Source organism: Ureibacillus sp. FSL W7-1570 (assembly GCF_038593265.1).
Classification (GTDB): Bacteria; Bacillota; Bacilli; order Bacillales_A; family Planococcaceae; genus Ureibacillus; species Ureibacillus suwonensis.
The window spans coordinates 3152287-3171885 of the sequence record NZ_CP151979.1 but is presented as its reverse complement, the minus strand read 5'-3'; the positions used below and the strand labels follow the sequence as shown (position 1 = coordinate 3171885).

The following is a 19599-nucleotide window of genomic DNA, read 5'->3' as shown; positions in this document are numbered from 1 at the left end:
GGAAAAGAGGAGCAATAACACATGCAAAAGAGCGATTTTTTTATTCTAATGCCGTCACATAATTTCGCAATGTATCCAAATCCAACGGTCCCAATACTTGCTTTTCAATTACGCCCTTGGAATTGATGAAAAAGGTGGATGGCAGCGTATAAACTTTGTATGTCTCCCTGACATCTTCTTCCTCCATCAACAGCACCGGGAAGGTTAAATCATAACTTTTCACGAAATTCTCAACACTTGCCATTTTGTCGTTGAGTGTATAATTCACCGCGACAATTTCCACATTATCTTCTTCCGCATACTTTTCGTAATACTCCTGGAAATGCGGCATTTCATCTTTGCAAGGCGGACACCATGTCGCCCAGAAGTTCAAAATCACTTTCTTCCCTTTTAAATCGGAAAGGGTCAACGGGTTTCCATCCAATGTATTTAATGTGAAATCCGGCGCCGGCTTTCCTAATCCGACACTTTGGGGACTGCCCTTGCCCACTTCATATCCCGGTGTATCATCATCGAGGGCATTTTTTTTGTTTTCTTCCAATTTATCATGGATAAACATGCCCGCCGCAATCGCGACCAAAGCGATGATCACAATTGCCCCAAGCGCTTTTTTCATGTTGTTGCTCATTGAACCCCTCCAGTCTGCTTCCTTTGAAATTATTCTATCTTATAGCATATCATAAAATCCGGCCAATGAATTTTGATAATGTTTGACAAGATTGAAAAATAAATTTTTCAATTAAAAAAGCCGTTTAGAAAGAATTTCACTTTCTAAACAGCTTGTTTCCTACATTATAGGGAAATATAATTCAACGGATTTTGTACGCCCGCTTTTTGTCCACGCCATGTACCGATATGCACTTCGAAATGCAAGTGAGGACCTGTCGCGCGTCCAGTGGCTCCCATTTCACCAATTTGTTGGCCTTGTTTTACCACATCGCCAACGCCGACATTAAATGCTCTTAAATGGGCATATAATGTTGTATAGATTTGGCCGTTAATATTGTGCGTAACCATGATTACATTTCCGTACGTGCTTAGGGCGGATGCATAAGTGACCACACCATCTGCTGAGGCTAGGACTGGCGTTCCTGCACGGTTAGCCAAGTCAACACCATAGTGGAACTCAGGACCATAACCTAAATTTCTCCAACCATAACCGCTTGTCAACACACCATTTGTCGGTTTCATGAAACCGCTGGATGAAACCGGTAAATTTCCGGAAGACTGAGCTTTGCTTAATTGTTGTCTTTGAAGTTCCGCGATTTGGTTTTCCAAGTCTTGACTGATTTCAAGATACTCGGAATATTGTTTCTCCAATAATTTTTTCTCGCTTAATAGTTTTTGTTGCTCTTTTTCGAGTTCGGCAATCAATTTATTTTTTTCTTGTTTTTGGGAATCCAAAGAAGCTTTTAAGTTTTTAAGTTGGTTTTGTTTTTCTTCCAGTTTTCTTTTTGTATTTTCCAATACCACTTTTTGGTCTTCCAATTGTTTTTGGTCTTCTTTTTGTTCACGGATGATTTGGCGGTCAGCATCGATCAACGTATTGACCGCTGAAAAACGGTCAATAAAATCAACGAAGCTGTTGGCGCCCAACAACACATCCAAAAATGAAACCGAACCGTTTGCCTGCAATGCACGGGCGCGTTCTTCCAACAATGCATTCCGTTCATCAATCTTTTTTTGCAATGCTTCAATTTTTTCTTTTAAAGCGGCAATTTCTTGATTGGCTTGTCCAATCTCATTTTCTACTTGTTTAATTTCTTGATTTGTTTTTGAAATTTGGTCTATCAATTTATCAATTTGGGCTAACAATTGTTTCTGTTTGGATTCATTGGATTTGATTGCGCTGGATTTTTGATTGATTTGACTATTCAATTCTTTTTTCTGTTGTTCCACTTGCTGCTGTTTGCTTTTTAAATCGGACAGATTTGCCGCATATGTAACAGGTATCTGTATGAAAAGCAGTACAGCGATCATCGCCGTAATGATTTTGAAATGGCGTTTAAAAAAGTTTCCCATCAAATGGTGCCTCCTTGTTTCTAATAAACTCTCAAGAATTTCCGAACCGACATGAAGCTGCCCCATACACCGATGAAAATGCCAAGTGCCAAGACGATCAGGTTCACTTCATAAACCAGAGGGGTCACTTCAAGCAGCTGCAACATGTTTCCTTGAATTTTTGGAGTCAACTTGTTGTACACATTATAGTAAACGACCGATACAACAATCATCGGAAGGATGGACCCAAGCACGCCAAGCCACAATCCTTCAAATAAGAAAGGAATGCGCACGAAAGAGCTTGTCGCTCCCACCAGTTTCATAATTTCAATCTCGTCTTTGCGGGCGACAATGGTAATACGGATCGTATTGTAGATTAAGAAAATCGCCGTAAATAAAAGACCCAAAATTAAAACCAGGCCAATGTTGCGGCCAGTATTTAAGAAATTGAACAGATTTTCAACTTTTTCTTCCCCATAAATGACGTCATATGTATGATCGAGCTTATCAATTTTTTTCGCAAGATCCGCCGTCTGCTCCGGATCCTTCGCTTTTACATATAAAACGTTCCGCAATGGATTGCTTTGTTCATATAAACTGAAATCTTCGCCATAGTTTTCGATCAAAATCTTCAATTCATCTTCCTTGGAAGAGTACTTGACTTCCGCCACTTCCGGCAAGCGTTCCACCTGTTTCATGAGCTTGTCTTCAGCGGCCTTCATTTCTTTCGGATCGTTGATAATATCGATTAGAACGCGGATTTCCACATCATTTTCGATATTATCCGCGATATGATTTAAATTCATCATCACCAATGCGAAAATACCGACCAATATGAGCGTCACCGTAACCGCACTGATCGAGGCGAAAGACATCCATCCGTTCCGGCTTAAACTCTTTAGACTTTCACGGAAATGCCGCTGGAGGGTTCTAAATTTCATAACCGTAATCACCTCCAAAGACGTCCCGGACAATCATGCCGCCATCAATCGTAATCACCCGCTTGCGGATTTTGTTTACGATTTCACGGTTATGCGTTGCCATGACAACGGTTGTCCCCAAAGAATTGATATCTTCAAAGATTTTCATGATATCCCAGGAAGTTTCCGGGTCCAGATTTCCAGTAGGCTCGTCCGCAATGACCACTTTCGGCATATTCACAATGGAGCGGGCAATGGAAACCCGTTGCTGTTCCCCACCGGACAGCTCGTTCGGGAACATGCGGATTTTATGTTTTAATCCGACCAAATCCAACACTTCCAATACCCGCTTCCGAATTGTTTTCGGCTGCTCTTCAATGACTTCCATTGCAAAAGCGACATTTTCATAAACGGTCAACTTCGGAAGCAACTTAAAGTCTTGGAAAACAACCCCCAACTTCCTTCGAAAATGGGGAATCTCCCTTTTCTTCAATTTGGAAGTATTGATTCCGTTGATGATCACTTCACCGGAAGTAGGAATCTCTTCGCGGTACATCAGCTTGATAAAGGTCGACTTCCCCGCACCGGAAGGGCCTACCACATAAACAAATTCACCTTGTTTTATATCGACAGAAATACCGTTTACAGCCACCACACCGTTTGGGTATTTTTTGTAAACCTCTTTCATTTGTATCATTAATATAATCACCTTGGTTCTATCTATAGTCATTCAACAATTTCTATTATAGCACTTTATGTGGTTAATAATTTTACATTTTCTTTTCATTGACTATCATTATTTTTTTAAAAATACAAATTAATTATCAATCTATCAGTAATAAAGGCCTTGTCAATGAACCGGATTTATATTCCGCAAATGAAATTGCCCGTATTTTTTCTTTTGGAAGGAATGGATGTTCCGCATTTTTTACATTTATGGATCTCCCCCAACAATAACCGGACCGATTCCTCCACCGTACAATCCTGAAAAAAGCGAATTGTATTACGAATAGTCATCAAAAAAGAGCTGTTGATAAGTTTCTCCATTATCCATCCTCCAGTTTCCGCCCGTCAGCGAGCTTCAAATATTCGAATTCCCGCCGGTAAAGTCAAGGATTGGCGAAGGACGATCCGGCAAGTTTTATCGCTCTTATTGGAAGGAGGTCATTTTCATATTATAAATGGAAGAAACTTTGCAAACATTGAAATATCTTCGCTTCAAAAGCCCTTGACCTTTGGAGGAGGGCTTTTATAATTACCTCGTTTTAGGATGAAAGTTTGAATAATAAGAATTTTTTATATAACCAATTATACCAATATATAACTAATTAAATAGTCGTATAGATGTTGTTTCAATCTCAATTTAATTCTAAAGACTTTTCAATTTCCATTCATGTTTATGATAGAATACTCCCAAATAATAAAAGGAGGGATACTATGAAATTCGTAAGAGGCTCTGTTTCCATCATCCTATTTATTGTTTTATTGTTCATCGGATCAACTGAAATTTTTGCAGCATCCCCGATTGATAAGAAGGATGTGGATCCGCATCATGATTTTACGGTCTATTTTAATCAGAAAGTCGATCAAAGGACTGTCCATATAAAAAACATCCACGTTATTGATCAAAATGGAAAAATAGTGACGGATAAAGAACCGAAATTGGTCGATGGAGGATACAAAGTCGTTGTGGAGGCACCGGAATCCGGCTATGCTTATGGTTCAACATACCGGTTGGTTGTGACGGACAATGTTTTATCGGAAAAGCAAAAGCCATTAACAAATGAATTGCAGATGAATTTTACCATTAAAAATGCCACCGCAAATTCGGACGCATCCAACCATCATACAAAAACCGTCGCTTCGCTGACAGCAACTGCCGATTCTTCTTTAAATCCGCTGAAAGAGCAAATCAGAACCGCATTCCAAAATCGGCAAACCTCATTTTCCATCAAGTATTACGGGGACCTGAACAATTTGACGGACAAAATTACAAAGACGGTGGAAGAAGTATTATCCGAGGATGAATATTTGTTTTATGACTACCGAAACTATCGCTTTACTTGGAATGGAAAGGGAAATGAAGCGACCATCAATTTCACAGCAACGTTTTATCAAACAAAAGAACAAGTGGATTATGTGAATAAGCGGGTTCAGGAAATTTTAGCGAAAATCATCAAATCATCGATGAACGACCACGAAAAAGTGAAAGCCGTCCATGATTATGTCGTATCAAATGTGGCATATGACACAACTTACAGTCAGGCGAACAATGCACCATACTTCGCTTTGACGAAAGGGAAAACACTGTGCAATGGATATGCGATGTTGGTCTATAAAATGTTGGAGGAACTGGATATTCCGGTCCGGTTGATCAGCGGTAAAGCTGGAGGCGATAGCCACGCCTGGAATCTCGTTCAACTGGATGGCAAGTGGTATCACTTGGATGTTACTTGGGACGATCCTACTCCGGATAAAAAAGGGCAAGTTACATACGATTATTATCTGTTGGCCGATGATGAGATCCGCCAAAGCCACAGCTGGAAAGATGGAGGATCCACCGGTATCGAAAAGACATATCCACGCGCAAATACATATTATATAGAAGTACTGACAAAACGCGGCGACAAGAAGCTGATGGAGAGCTTAGGACTCCAATATTTGACTTCCGACTATACAGTGGATGACAATAAATTCTCTACATATTTAAAAACAAAGATTTCCAAAAAAGAAAAGAACTTCACGTTCCGGTACGTAACAAACAAACCAAATGTACTTAACAATTTCAAACAGATCATTTCCGCAGCCACAAACGGACTAAAATATAAGAACTTGAACTGGAATGTGAGTGAGATTCAACGCACGAAAGAGAAAGACTACCTCGTTTCGATCACCGTAACTTATTAAGGTGCCAGGCAACAAAGCTAGGCACCTTTTTTTCTGCCCGATGCTGCAGAGCGGAGAAACTTCAAGATAAAAAGGAGAATTTGAGCCTTCCCAAATTCTCCTTTTTCCATTTTGGGGCGGGGTTTGTCCCGCCCTTGATTCTATTTTTTGTAAAGATTTCCATCCCATCTCAGCTTTCCATTTTAAATCGGCTGACCAATTGGTTGAGGTTTTTGGCCAAATCGGCGACTCCTTTCGAATAGGAAACGATTTCATCCATGGCACTGGTTGATTCTTGGATCAAAGCGGTATTCTGCTCGATTCCTGCCGAAGACTCCTGTGCCACGACCGTGATATGGTTGACGGCATCATTGATTTGTTCACATTCAAGGAATACCTCCTGCAAATGATTGGAGATGGTTTCGATTTTCGACTGCATTTGTAAAATCGATTGGTTGATGTCATTGAATGTTTCTCTTGTTGTTTTTATTTTCGATGTCCCCTCCGTCACTTGCAAGAAACTGTCTTGAAGGGATTGCACCGTTTCTTTTGATTCCCGTTGAATGCCCTCAACAATCTTCACAATATTGCCAATGGAATTGGACACTTCATTCGCAAGTTTCCGTACCTCTTCGGAAACAACCGCAAATCCCCTTCCATGTTCTCCGGCGCGTGCCGCTTCAATCGCCGCATTTAATGCCAATAAATTCGTTTGCTCCGCAATATCCTGGATGATTTTGACCAGTTCTGTAATCATGTTGGTTTGGGCATCCAAAACCTTCACTTTTTCGATGGAGCGCTTCACCCCTTGATGGATGGATTCCATTTGTTTCTCGTAGTCGGCCATCAACTCCGTGCCTGTTTTGGTCATTTCAATGACGTCATTGGATGAATGCGCCAATTTGACTCCTTCATCCCGCGCTTCTTGGAGATGATTTGTAAATCGAACCATGATTTCCGACACTTGGCTAGTTGAATTGGCTTGATGATCCGCCCCTTCCGACAGTTCCGTCATCGAAGCATTGATTTGTTCGTTCCCTTCCTTCACTTCACTGGCACTCGCCAATAAATGATCGGATGAATCCACCAACCGGCTTGAACTGTCATTGATTCCATGGATGATCTGTTTCAAATCGCCGATCATTTTTTGGAATGCATTGGTCAATGCGCCAATCTCACCGTTGCGTTTCACTTCAAATTTGACGGATAAATCGCCATTTCCCACTTTTTCGATTTCATTGGTTAATTTCTTTAATGGTTTAATCAAATAAACCGAGAAAAGATATACGACAAGTATGCTTATAAGTAAAATAATGCCGGTAATCATGATTAATTGTGTCCGGTTGGAATCCATGACGTCAAAGAAAGTGGCCGCATCCAAGTCGGCACCGACAATTCCGATGACTTCCCCGGATTCGGATCGGATGGGCACATAGGTTGTAACAAGCGCCCCGAATTCTTTTGTATTGGAGATTTGCACTTGCGCTTTACCAGTTTCAAAAGCTTTGACAATATTCGGGTATAGGGTTACGTCTTCCTCATCCCCCATTTGCGATGCTTCATCCGAATCCAGAGGGAAACCGTCCACCATATAAAAATATGTATAATCATCACCTGTTTTTTCTCTTCCCATGGTAAAGAGATATGTAAGCCCCGTACTTTCCCTCAAATCATTCAATTTTTCGCGCAGCTCTTTATAATAAGCGGTATCAGGCCCCTTCGCCAACGTAATTTCCTGTTGATATCGTTCCGCATCAATCAGACGGACGGCGCTTTCCGCAATATTCCGCGCCACATCGCTCAAGGATTCTTCCGCCAGTTTCACGGACGATCTGTAACTCGTGCAAGAAATAATGATGCAGGAAAGCAGTATAATGGAAGAAAAAACCGCAATCATTTTTCCAGTAATACTTCTTTTCAACTTGCTCCCACCTACCTAATTCATTGAATGCTTTACATACGTAAAAATACTTATGTACTTATAGTAGAATCGATCATGTTGATCACTATTCTAAAATACTATGAGTTTTCTGAAAATTCAAGATAAAGAATATATTACAAATCGGAAATTGCTCCTTTAAATCGGCAAAAAAAAGCCAAACCCTTATATAAAAGAGTTTGGCGTTGGATAGAGATGTCTGGGAAAATCCGGGGACCCTTTAGGATTCCTGACCTAATGTCGTATATCGGATAATGATGCTTCCTGTGCGGGATTCGCCTGTCAATTTTAATACTGGGGCATTTTCGATGATTTTATCGAAGTGCATCGTTTTGGCGAAGAATTGATCTTCCACCGTACGTGTCACCACATCTTGCAGGCCGAGGTCGATTTTTCCTACATTGGTCGATGCGGTACCGTTGATGGAAACGTTTTTCGGAACATACAGCTCCACAGCGCCGGCAACCGTTTGAGCTTTCACTTTCCGCGCGTTTTTATCATTTGTTGTAACAATGACCGCTCCGTTTGCCGATTCCGCTTCCACTTCTCTGAGTTCTCCATCTATATAGATTCGTCCATTCACCGTTTGAACTTCCAAATCTTCCCCTTTTACATGCACAATTTCAATCGGGCCATTGCCGGATTCCACATCCGCATTTTCAAATTGGCCAACCGCATATTTGATTGGTCCGTTGTACGTGCGCAATTTTACGAGTTTCGCATTCACACCGTCAATGGACACGCCGCCGTTCAACAGCTTCATCAACACAATATCATACTGTTTTTCCGGAATGGAAAGTTGCACATTCACTTGCGTCAACTTGGATGGGCATTTCAATTCCAATTTGCCATCATTAAATCGGACAAAATCCCGCTCAAATTCGGCAATCGTCTTATCCTCATCATTGTCGATGGCAAATGTTTTGACTTTCGCCACGACTTTCAGCTCATTGGAATCGGAGCGTACCGCTTCCACTTTCCCGTTTGGAATTTCGATTTGGATGCCTCTCACTTCATCGCCGTTAAAGGAATATTGCTTTTCAAATTCCACTTTTGGATTACTCAAAGGAAATTCAATGTCCAATTCTTTCAATTTTTTGAAAGCGGTACCGATGACGCCCATCATGCTTTTGGAGAATTCCGTCAAGTCTTCTTTCACTTCATTCACGATCTCGTCCATTTTTTTACTGAATTCTTTGTTGTTAAAGTTTTTTCCAAAAATATCTTCAAAGCCTGTTGTTTTTTTCGACTCGGATTGCTGCTCTTGGTGGGATGACTGTTCGTTTGTTGGTGGCAATGGAACTGCGTTGGATTGAGATTCGGTCGTTGTGGAACTTTGCTTTTTATTGAGCGCTTCAAGCAAAGTGATCGCTTCTTCCGCAGAGATGGCTCCTTCTTCAACTAATTTGATGATCCGTTTGCGTTCGTTATCCATATTTACTGCCTCCCTCATAGTTCTATATCATCATATACGTTAGAATTCCCAAAAAAGTTTCCTGTTTTATCAAAATTACAAAGTTTTCAATTTTATGTTAAGAATACATTGGATTATTATGAACCATTTTCGGTGACGGCATACGGTTCAAAGGATCGATGATGGGGCAAAAATTTGACATTTTCATTGCGGTTTTTCGGAAAACCATATTCTTTAATGGTTATAGGCAAAAATGATGATCACCAATAAAATCACGGGAACGCCCACTATAATGGACAGGATGGAGATGGCGATATGTACCTGCTCTTTTGATTTGGATATGCTTTTCAATAACAGATAAATAAATATTCCCAGCAAGCCACCGATGGTATTTAATATTATATCATCAATATCACTTGCCCCACATTTAAAAATATATTGCAGCACTTCAATGGCCAAGCTTGTCCCAATGATTCCCCCTAATACTTTCCAAAAACGGAACTGTTTCATATTGTCTGCAAAGTAGACTCCCAATGGAATAAACATCAAGACATTTCCCCATACATTTATCGTAAATCCTTGTTCGGAAATCATGTCAAAGGGAACGATGTTAATGCTTCGGCGGACATCTCTTGCCAAAAATACCGTATCAACCAGCAGATACGAATAAAATACTAAAACAATCCAATAAGCCATGTTTAAAAATTTTTTCATTTAAGATTCCCCCAAAATTCTGTATTCCATCTTTTATGCTAGCGGAAAATTCTTAAGTTAAAGCGATATAAATCTTAATTTAATCTTAATTTTTTATCCCGATCTTCTAATGGTTTGTCTACAATTTCTTTCTAAGACTAACCCATGTGGTGACGGATGATGTGACAATTGGATTGAAAGCTTTTGAGCCGTTCAGTTCCGTTTATGATTTATCAACAAATAAAAAAAGCCGCCGATCTCCCTTCTCTAACCGGAATCGGCAACTTTATTGATGAATAAATAGGTTAAGTGAACCTATTCCTCCGAATTTTAGAAATATAAGATGGATGTAAACGGAATCTAGCACATTTTTATCGAGCGAAGGATGCAATGTACGGAATTTTTTTCAATACGAGGCAAACCGGGATGGCAATCATCATTCCGATCGCGTTTTGCACCAGATCCCCTGGAATTGAAGCCAGTGGAATAATCAAACTTGAAAACATGATGGCTTCCCCGATGTAATATACACCAATCATCACAGGAACGGATACAATCATCGCAAAAATGTTTTTCGGAAGGCTTTCCCCTTGGCTTCCCTTTGACCAAGCGATTTTTCCGACAATATATCCTTGAAATGCTCTGGATATAATCGTAATTGGGGCCCATACAAGCCAGCCGCCAACAAGATCAAATAACCCCATTCCAACCGCCCCTGCAATCGCTCCTTTTTTGGGGCCAAATAAAATGGATGCAATAAATAGCATCGCCGTTCCCAGATGAACCAACCCGCCATTTGAAGCAATCGGCAATTTAATATTCAAAAATACGGTGGATATGAAAACAAGGGCAATCAACATCGCCTGGATGACCAAATCAACGGTCTTTGTCCTTGAATTTTGCATATTCTTCATCCCCTCTTATTGCAATGAAATTTATCATTACATTAGCAGAAGATTGACATCTATAAAAGTGTCAATTATTAATAATAAGACCATGTCAGTTTGATGGGTGTTTGGGAAAAGAAAACATTTCCCTTCTTCAATGCGATCATCGCCGAAGTGGAATATTTTTTCGCCTAGGGGATGAATTTTATCGCCACATTTGGAAGAATAATCGCCTAGGGGAAAAATTTCACCTTCCCGAAATGAGTGCATCTTCAAAATAAATATTTTTCTTTTATACAAATAAAAAATAGTAGCACTGTCCTGCGTGCTACTATTTCCTATTGCTTACTTATCCGCGGCTTGGGCCAACAGCTTTTCCATCCGTTTGCGATCCCGTTCCAAAATCGGTTTCAAGTAGCGGCCGGTATACGAATTCTCATGCTCGGCCACTTCTTCAGGCGTGCCTGTCGCGACCACCGTGCCGCCTTTGTCCCCGCCTTCCGGACCCAAGTCGATAATATAATCCACCGTTTTGATCACGTCCAAGTTATGCTCAATCACTAGCACTGTGTCACCATTTTCCACCAGGCGCTGCAACACCGAAAGCAGTCTTGCAATGTCGTCCGTATGAAGTCCGGTCGTCGGCTCGTCCAAGATATAGAAGGATTTTCCTGTTGAGCGGCGATGCAATTCAGAAGCCAGCTTCACCCGCTGCGCTTCCCCACCGGACAAGGTTGTGGCAGGCTGTCCCAATTTCATATAACCGAGCCCGACATCCACCAATGTTTGAAGCTTCCGGTGGATTTTTGGAATGTTTTCAAAAAACTCCGTCGCTTCTTCAATGGTCATATCCAATACATCGGCAATGTTTTTGCCTTTGTATTTCACTTCCAACGTTTCGCGGTTGTACCGTTTTCCATGGCAGACTTCACATGGAACGTACACATCCGGCAAGAAGTGCATTTCGATTTTGATGATGCCATCGCCGGAGCAGGCTTCGCACCGTCCGCCTTTGATGTTGAAGCTGAATCGGCCTTTCTTATAGCCGCGCACTTTCGCTTCATTCGTTGAAGCAAACACTTCGCGGATGTCATCAAATACGCCTGTATATGTGGCCGGGTTGGAACGGGGCGTGCGTCCGATTGGCGACTGGTCGATGTCGATCACTTTGTCCAAATGTTCAAGGCCGGTGATTTCCTTATGTTTCCCCGGTTTTGTTCTTGCCCCATTCAATTCATGGGCCAGTTTTTTGTATAAAATCTCATTCACCAATGTGGATTTTCCGGAGCCGGATACACCGGTCACCGCCACAAACATGCCCAATGGAATGTCCACTTTGATGTTTTTCAGATTATTTTCCGCGGCACCTTTAATCGTAATTTTACGGCCATCCGGTTTTTTCCGGTCGCGGGGCAGTGGGATGAATTTCTTGCCGCTCAAATATTGCCCTGTGATGGATTTTTCATTATTCATCACTTCTTCCGGCGTTCCGGCTGCCACTATTTCCCCGCCGCGGGAACCGGCTCCGGGACCGACATCGATCAAATAATCCGCCGCAAGCATCGTATCTTCATCATGTTCCACCACAAGCAACGTATTGCCAAGATCCCGCATTTGTTGCAACGTATGGATCAATTTGTCATTATCCCGCTGATGCAATCCGATTGATGGCTCGTCCAGCACATACAATACCCCTGTGAGCCGTGAACCGATTTGGGTCGCCAAACGGATGCGCTGGGCTTCTCCCCCGGATAACGTTCCGGCTGTGCGGCTCAATGTCAAATATTCCAAACCGACATTCAATAAAAACTCCAGGCGGTCCTTGATTTCTTTCAAAATCAAACGGGCGATTTGCATGTCCTTATCCGATAATTGAATATCGGAAAAGTATTGATACAGTTCCGCAACGGATAAATCCGTCACTTCCGAAATATTTTTTCCGTCAATTTTGACGGCGAGGCTTTCCGGTTTTAACCGTTGCCCCTTGCAGGTTGAACATTTCTGCTCCGTCATGAATTTTTCCATCGTCTCCCGCACCCAATCGGATGTGGAATCCCGGTAGCGGCGTTCGATGTTGTGCACGACGCCTTCAAAGACAATATCTTTATTGTGGACGCTGCCATATTCGCTTTCGTAATAGAAATGGATTTTTTCCCCGTTCGAACCATATAAAATGATGTCCAATTGTTCCTTCGGCAATTGGGATACCGGCACGTCCATCGGAATGTTGTAATGGCTGCACACCGCTTTCAGCAACTGCGGGTAGTATTGGGAGCTTGTCGGTTCCCATGGCGCGATGGCATTTTCTTCAAGGGTTTTATTCCAATCAGGAATCACCAAATCGATGTCCACTTTTAATTTGGAGCCAAGTCCATCGCACTCCGGACATGCCCCGAATGGACTGTTGAAGGAGAACATGCGTGGTTCCAGTTCTCCAATGGAAAATCCGCAGATGGGACACGCATGGTGCTCGCTGAACAACAATTCCTCATGCTCCATCACATCCACGACGACCCGTCCATCGGCAAGTTTCAGCGCCGTCTCCAACGAATCGCTCAACCGCGCTTCAACGCCTTCTTTGATGATGATGCGGTCCACCACCACTTCGATGTTGTGCTTTTTATTTTTATCCAGTTCAATGTTATCATCCAAGTCACGCAGTTCCCCATCGACGCGGACACGGACATAGCCCTGTTTTTTCAAATCTTCCAAAAGCTTCGCATGCGTTCCCTTTTTCCCGGAAACCACCGGCGCCAACAGCTGCACCTTTGTCCGCTCCGGATATTCCATAATGCGGTCCACCATTTGTTCAATCGTTTGGGATGTAATTTCAATTCCATGGGTCGGGCAGACCGGCTTCCCGATGCGGGCAAACAACAAGCGCAAGTAGTCGTAAATTTCCGTTACCGTCCCCACCGTTGAACGGGGGTTGCGGCTTGTCGTTTTCTGGTCGATGGAAATCGCCGGGGACAACCCTTCTATGGAATCCACATCCGGCTTGTCCATTTGTCCCAAAAACTGGCGGGCATAGCTGGACAAAGACTCCACATATCTACGTTGCCCTTCCGCGTAAATCGTATCAAAGGCCAAAGAAGATTTCCCGGAACCGGAAAGGCCCGTCAACACGACAAGCTTGTCCCGGGGAATCGTTACATCAATATTTTTCAAGTTATGGGAACGTGCACCTCGCACGACGATTTGCTTATTTTCCACATTCGTCACCTTTCTGTTTTCGAGTAGCGGGGGATTTCCCTTCCCCCTTGTTCTTTTTGACCGGACCATTCTGTCACATCTCTGATTTCAATTCAAAAATGGTATCCCGCAATTCCGCTGCCCGTTCGAAGTCCAGCGCCTTGGCAGCTTCTTTCATTTCTTTCTCCAATGCTTCAATTAATTTTTCCAATTCGGATTTCGTCAATTTCTTGCCTTTTGTCACTTTTGTAATATATTTTTCTTCCTCTTCCGCCGCATGGGTTGCGCGGATCAGTTCCGGAATTTCTTTTCGGATCGTTTTTGGTGTGATGCCATGTTCCTTATTATAAGCTTCCTGAATGGAACGGCGGCGTTTCGTTTCTTCAATGGCTTTTCTCATCGAATCCGTGATGGTATCGGCATACATGATGACATGGCCATTGGCGTTCCGGGCTGCGCGCCCAATCGTTTGGATCAAGGATGTTTCCGAGCGCAGGAACCCTTCTTTATCCGCATCCAGAATCGCGATCAACGATACTTCCGGAATATCCAAACCTTCCCGCAGCAAGTTGATGCCGACAAGCACATCATAAGTCCCTTTTCTCAATTCGCGAATGATTTCGATCCGCTCAAGGGTTTTGATTTCAGAGTGAAGATAGGCCACTTTGATGCCCATTTCCTTCAAATAATCCGTCAAATCTTCCGCCATTTTTTTCGTCAATGTGGTCACAAGCACCCGTTCATTTTTCTTCGTCCGTTTTTGAATTTCATCCACCAAATCATCAATTTGGCCTTCAATTGGACGGACGTCAACCGTCGGATCAAGCAGTCCCGTCGGCCGGATGATTTGTTCAATCATTTCCGGACAATGCTCTTTCTCATAAGGTCCAGGCGTTGCGGATACATAAATGGCTTGATGGATATGCTGTTCAAATTCCTCAAATTTCAATGGGCGGTTGTCAAGGGCTGAAGGCAATCGGAAACCGTAATCCACCAACACTTGTTTCCGGGCCTGGTCGCCGTTATACATGCCCCGGATTTGCGGCAATGTCACGTGGCTTTCATCCACAACAATCAAGAAATCATCCGGGAAATAATCCAGCAACGTATACGGAGTGGCCCCCGGTTCCCGTAATGTCAAGTGGCGGGAATAGTTTTCAATGCCGGAGCAGTAGCCCATTTCCCGCATCATTTCCAAGTCGTATTTTGTGCGCTGTTCCAAACGTTGCGCTTCCAAGAGTTTTCCTTCCGCCCTGAATTTTTCCAGTTGTTCTTCCAACTCTTTCTCGATGTTTTCAATGGCCTTTTTCATTTTGTCTTCTCTTGTAACGAAGTGGGAAGCCGGGTAGATGGCGACGTGATTGCGGTCCCCGATGATTTCTCCGGTCAATGCATCCACTTCCCGGATGCGGTCCACTTCATCCCCGAAAAATTCGATGCGGATACAATGTTCATCCCGGGAAGCCGGGAAGATTTCCACTACGTCCCCGCGCACCCGGAACGTACCACGCTGGAAGTTCACATCATTTCTTTCGTACTGGATGTCCACTAACCGGCGGAGCAGCTGATTCCGCTCGATTTCCATCCCTTTTCGGATGGACACCACCATCTCGCGGTACTCGTCCGGATCCCCTAAACCGTAAATGCAGGAAACGGATGCCACAATGATGACGTCTCTTCTTTCAAACAATGCGCTTGTGGCGGAGTGGCGCAGTTTATCAATCTCGTCGTTGATGCTGGCATCCTTTTCGATGTATGTATCCGATTGCGGCACATACGCTTCCGGTTGATAGTAGTCGTAGTAGCTGACGAAATATTCCACTGCATTGTTTGGGAAAAACTGTTTGAATTCGCTGTATAATTGTCCGGCGAGGGTCTTGTTATGGGCAATGACCAACGTCGGTTTATTGACTTCCTGGATGACGTTCGAAATGGTGAAGGTTTTCCCCGTTCCTGTCGCACCGAGCAGCGTTTGATGCTTTTTGCCTTCCCGGATGCCTTGAACAAGCTGGGCAATCGCTTTTGGCTGATCGCCACTCGGCTGATAGGGAGCGTGCAATTCAAAAGTATCGGCCATATTTCACTCGTCCTTTCCCAATATGTCGTATGAATATTTTAGCATATCCTACTGTAAATATCATTCATTTTGCGAACGTACATTCTGAAAAACGTGTTTACAGGCACAAAAAATGCCGCCTTTTGCATGCTTGTATAAGCTTGTGCAAAAGGCGGCTTTTTTTATATGGATAGTGGTGGCTCAGTTCAGTGACTCCTGCAACTCATTCAATTCCTTCGCATATTTATGGAACGCTTCTTCATTTCTTTCATCCAACGCCTGATCGATGAAATCCCTTAATTGTTCAATCCGATGTAATCTTTGTAATCGGTTCAAGAACAAGTCTACGTAAATTTCGTTCAACAATTTTTCAGAATCGTTTACTGCTGGATTTGACCCTGCTGCACTAGAGAAGTTTGCGTAAAAATTATTTTTATCCATCGATATCACCCCGATTCCTTTTTTCTATTATAAAAAATCGGGTGTGAATTTTCAATATTTTTAGAAAAATAAAACTCTTGCAGTATAATTTTAGTCATTTCTACTTTCTTTTTCCTTTTTATTATGTGTAAAAAAGCATATATGTGCATGAATTCACTTTTTGATTTTCCGCATCATTATGCGAAATGGAATGCCGAAATTTTGATTTTGGTCGCAAAAACGGGTTGAAATATCGTTTTTCAGTTTATTCTGTATTTTCAAAAATTTGTATTGATTTTCTAGCACTTTCCTATTATTATGATATTAGAACTACCAAATTACCATATTTTTAGAAAGGGTGAAAAAAATGGCTGATTTGAAAGATTTCGATTGGTATTACATTACTCCTAATACGTATGTCGTAGAACCTGTCGAGTATAACGGCAAATCTTGTTCACGGGTCTATGACAAATTCGAAATTTTTTACATCGATAAGAAACCGCTGAAACTCCTCAATGACACTTTCAGAAAGCTGGGCACCACTTACAAAGCGTCTATGGACTTTTCAAAAAGGTTTTTGGGGAAGGGGAAACATAAAGTTCCAATCGTTTTGTCTTATGATCAACCATACGTCTTTTTACCGGTCCTATCACCCTCTTCTTCAAAAAATATTTGGATTGCGCAACATGCGATTATTAACATCCGAAAAGGCAAAGATGGCACCATCATCACTTTAAAAAATGAAGTGGAAATCGAATTGCCCATCCACTACACTTCTTTCTGCGCACAATACGCATGTGCCACAATGCTTCTAAAATATGCGTTAAAACAGAGAAAGCTTTTTCAAAGGGAACTGGATTTTCTGGATGACCCGGATGATGACAAATAATCATTCAACAATTCCTCAACACGATTTCGCAACCGGATATTGGAATACCTTCTGACTTCGGAAACCTGCTTGTAATAAAACAGGTATTCTGTGAACAGGTCGTCCCTTTTCCCTTGAACGACCTTTAAAGAATTCTTTTTCAAATAGGATTTGGTGTTTTGCAAATCTTTCTCGGCCAACTTTTTGGCTTCTTCAATCAAGTGTACATACGGCCGCTTTAATTTAAACGGACCTTTCTCTATAAGTTCATAATCTTTTTCCAACACGATGAGCAACATCGGCAAATAAATGGCTGATTCCAAATACGGCACAGCTTCAATCGGGATGTGCGCCATACAAATTCCTCCCTGATAAAAATCTTTGGATAGGAACAAATGTTCTATTTCTATTATAGAACATATTCCATGAAAAATGCAATTGTGGATTTGTTGGGGAGAAGCCAATTTGATCAAAATACATAACTTTCTGAAGAGGGTGTGATTCGGAGCTCACCCAATCTTCCCCCTGTAAAAAGGGTGGGCTCCGTGTTCATATGAAATGGCTGCCTGAAAGTGGATTGATATCGACTTTTTGGCAGCTTTTTTCTTTTTTAAATGGAGGGTGCGGTTTTGAACTATGGGAGGCCACTTTGTGGGGATAAAATCCATTATTGGTGTGGATGCTGCCTAAATGGGGTTAGATGATGGTTTATTTAGTGGGGATAAAGGGGGATTGGGGGATGATGGGCATTTATGGGGGAGCGTTTCGTGCAGATTCACTCTCAACTCCTGCCAATGCATATTTCACTTGCGCGGATAGCACCTCTGCTTGCTCGGATAACTCCCCTACTTGCTCGGATAACTCCTCGACTTGCCCGGATAACTCCTCTGCTTGCTCGGATAGCACCTCTGCTTGCTCGGATAGCACCTCTGCTTGCTCGGATAGCACCTCAAATCCCAGCACCACTTGCACAAATAACATCTATCAATGTGCTTCGCCAAAATTGGCTCCTATTCAAACAAAAAAACGTGCAGAACCATCCATTGATTCTGCACGCTAACCATCCATTATTTTTTCGATGCGATTTGGGAGCGCAAATACGCATTAATAAACATGTCAATCTCGCCATCCATCACCGCTTGGACGTTTCCGGTCTCCACATTCGTGCGGTGGTCTTTTACCATGGAATATGGATGGAACACATATGAACGGATTTGGGAGCCCCAACCGATTTCCTTTTGCTCCCCGCGGAGTGCGGCCAATTCTTGCTCCTGCTTTTCAATTTCCAATTGATACAATTTCGCTTTCAACATGTTCATCGCTTTTTCGCGGTTTTTGATTTGGGAACGTTCCGCCTGGCAAGACACCACAATGCCTGTCGGGATGTGGGTGATGCGGACAGCGGAATCCGTCGTGTTGACGTGCTGGCCGCCTGCACCAGTGGAACGGTACGTATCGATTTTCAAATCTTCCGGACGGATTTCGATTTCAATTTCATTATTGAACTCAGGCATCACTTCGCAAGAAACGAAAGAAGTATGACGGCGGCCGTTTGCATCGAAAGGCGAAATGCGCACGAGGCGATGCACCCCTTTTTCCGCCTTCAAGTAACCGTATGCGTTATGGCCTTTAATGAGCAATGTCACCGATTTGATTCCGGCCTCATCCCCAGGAAGATAATCCAGCGTCTCCACTTTGAAGCCATGTTTTTCCGCCCAACGGGTATACATGCGGAGAAGCATGGAAGCCCAGTCCTGGGATTCCGTACCGCCTGCTCCCGGGTGAAGCTCCAGGATGGCATTGTTTTTATCATATGGTTCGCTTAATAAAAGCTGCAACTCAAAGTTTTCCAATCTTTCCTCGAACTCTTTCAACTCCTGGACGAGCTCTGCCTGCAAATCTTCATCCGGCTCTTCTTTCAACAGTTCAAGGGTCATTTCCAAATTTTCTTGAGTGGAAGATAAATCATTCAGTTCATTCACGATGGATTTTAAACTATTGACTTCATTAATGATGCTTTGGGCTTTGTTTTGATCATCCCAGAAATCCGGCATCATCATGATTTCTTCCAACTCTTGAATGCGGGCTTCTTTGTTTTCTAAGTCAAAGAGACCCCCTGAAATCCGCCAATTTTTCGGCTGTATTTTCCAACGTGTTTCTCACATCTGATAATTCCATAAAAGTTCCTCCATTTATCCATTTGATTTTGAATGGGAACAATAGCGGCATCCCGCCGCCATGCACATCCTCACGAAACAAAACCGCGCCATCGGAAAGATGACAACGGTTTTGGATAAATACCATTGTACGTAAAACCTGAATT

At 42.6% G+C, this 19599-nt stretch carries 17 protein-coding genes; 2 read left to right on the top strand and 15 right to left on the bottom strand.

The genetic code is table 11. The annotated features are described in order from the left end of the window. Nucleotides 1-40: 40 nt before the first annotated feature. From NST13_RS15700 to ftsE, 4 genes are all read right to left on the bottom strand, one after another. Nucleotides 41-628, bottom strand: coding sequence for a redoxin domain-containing protein (locus NST13_RS15700; RefSeq protein ID WP_342581044.1), 588 nt, complete (start codon nucleotides 626-628; stop codon nucleotides 41-43). Between the two features lie 164 nt (nucleotides 629-792). Then, a complete protein-coding gene (locus NST13_RS15695; protein ID WP_342470123.1) occupies nucleotides 793-2022 on the bottom strand; it encodes a peptidoglycan DD-metalloendopeptidase family protein in 1230 nt (409 codons plus the stop codon). Between the two features lie 20 nt (nucleotides 2023-2042). Beyond that, a complete protein-coding gene (ftsX, locus tag NST13_RS15690) occupies nucleotides 2043-2942 on the bottom strand; it encodes a permease-like cell division protein FtsX (protein ID WP_342581043.1) in 900 nt (299 codons plus the stop codon). Further along, nucleotides 2932-3618 (bottom strand): cell division ATP-binding protein FtsE, encoded by a 687-nt coding sequence (gene ftsE, locus NST13_RS15685; protein WP_342470125.1) that lies wholly within the window; start codon nucleotides 3616-3618, stop codon nucleotides 2932-2934. Before ftsE ends, ftsX begins: the two co-directional genes overlap by 11 nt. 740 nt (nucleotides 3619-4358) lie before the next feature. Between ftsE and NST13_RS15680 the strand changes: the two genes are divergently transcribed. Next, nucleotides 4359-5828 (top strand): transglutaminase domain-containing protein, encoded by a 1470-nt coding sequence (locus NST13_RS15680; protein ID WP_342581042.1) that lies wholly within the window; start codon nucleotides 4359-4361, stop codon nucleotides 5826-5828. A 169-nt stretch (nucleotides 5829-5997) separates the two neighbouring features. On the opposite strand, the gene NST13_RS15675 is transcribed toward NST13_RS15680, so the two are convergent. From NST13_RS15675 to NST13_RS15645, 7 genes are all read right to left on the bottom strand, one after another. Then, the gene (locus NST13_RS15675; protein ID WP_342581041.1) at nucleotides 5998-7728 is read right to left on the bottom strand and encodes a methyl-accepting chemotaxis protein; all 1731 of its coding nucleotides are present in this window, start codon (nucleotides 7726-7728) and stop codon (nucleotides 5998-6000) included. Nucleotides 7729-7966: 238 nt separating this feature from the next. Beyond that, entirely contained in the window at nucleotides 7967-9181 is a 1215-nt protein-coding gene (locus NST13_RS15670; protein ID WP_342581040.1) for a DUF4097 family beta strand repeat-containing protein, read from the bottom strand. Between the two features lie 213 nt (nucleotides 9182-9394). Then, nucleotides 9395-9874, bottom strand: coding sequence for a VanZ family protein (locus tag NST13_RS15665; protein WP_342581039.1), 480 nt, complete (start codon nucleotides 9872-9874; stop codon nucleotides 9395-9397). 350 nt (nucleotides 9875-10224) lie between these two features. Continuing rightward, the gene (locus NST13_RS15660; RefSeq protein ID WP_342581038.1) at nucleotides 10225-10767 is read right to left on the bottom strand and encodes an ECF transporter S component; all 543 of its coding nucleotides are present in this window, start codon (nucleotides 10765-10767) and stop codon (nucleotides 10225-10227) included. A gap of 318 nt (nucleotides 10768-11085) precedes the next feature. Then, nucleotides 11086-13953 (bottom strand): excinuclease ABC subunit UvrA, encoded by a 2868-nt coding sequence (uvrA, locus tag NST13_RS15655; protein WP_342581037.1) that lies wholly within the window; start codon nucleotides 13951-13953, stop codon nucleotides 11086-11088. Between the two features lie 73 nt (nucleotides 13954-14026). Next, the gene (uvrB, locus tag NST13_RS15650) at nucleotides 14027-16009 is read right to left on the bottom strand and encodes an excinuclease ABC subunit UvrB (RefSeq protein ID WP_342470137.1); all 1983 of its coding nucleotides are present in this window, start codon (nucleotides 16007-16009) and stop codon (nucleotides 14027-14029) included. A 180-nt stretch (nucleotides 16010-16189) separates the two neighbouring features. Next, nucleotides 16190-16429, bottom strand: coding sequence for an IDEAL domain-containing protein (locus tag NST13_RS15645; RefSeq protein ID WP_342581036.1), 240 nt, complete (start codon nucleotides 16427-16429; stop codon nucleotides 16190-16192). Nucleotides 16430-16775: 346 nt separating this feature from the next. On the opposite strand from NST13_RS15645, the gene NST13_RS15640 reads away from it, so the two are divergent. Next, nucleotides 16776-17297: a competence protein ComK gene (locus tag NST13_RS15640; protein ID WP_342470139.1), complete on the top strand. Its 522-nt coding sequence runs from the start codon at nucleotides 16776-16778 to the stop codon at nucleotides 17295-17297. On the opposite strand, the gene NST13_RS15635 is transcribed toward NST13_RS15640, so the two are convergent. The 4 genes from NST13_RS15635 to NST13_RS15620 all read right to left on the bottom strand — a co-directional run bounded on the left by NST13_RS15635 (nucleotide 17252) and on the right by NST13_RS15620 (nucleotide 19580). Beyond that, on the bottom strand, nucleotides 17252-17632 hold the full coding sequence (locus tag NST13_RS15635) for a hypothetical protein (protein WP_342470140.1): 381 nt from the start codon (nucleotides 17630-17632) through the stop codon (nucleotides 17252-17254). The two genes, NST13_RS15640 and NST13_RS15635, sit on opposite strands and share 46 nt — an antisense overlap. Nucleotides 17633-18026: 394 nt before the next feature. After that, complete coding sequence (locus NST13_RS15630; protein WP_342581035.1) at nucleotides 18027-18257, bottom strand: hypothetical protein; 231 nt, start codon at nucleotides 18255-18257, stop codon at nucleotides 18027-18029. Nucleotides 18258-18343: 86 nt separating this feature from the next. Further along, a protein-coding gene (gene prfB, locus NST13_RS15625; RefSeq protein ID WP_342470142.1) for a peptide chain release factor 2 occupies nucleotides 18344-19454 on the bottom strand; the annotation gives its coding sequence in 2 pieces (ribosomal slippage) (nucleotides 18344-19381 and nucleotides 19383-19454; 1110 coding nt in all). Then, complete coding sequence (locus tag NST13_RS15620) at nucleotides 19380-19580, bottom strand: hypothetical protein (RefSeq protein ID WP_342471326.1); 201 nt, start codon at nucleotides 19578-19580, stop codon at nucleotides 19380-19382. The genes prfB and NST13_RS15620 overlap by 75 nt, the downstream gene beginning before the upstream one ends. Nucleotides 19581-19599 lie beyond the last annotated feature (19 nt).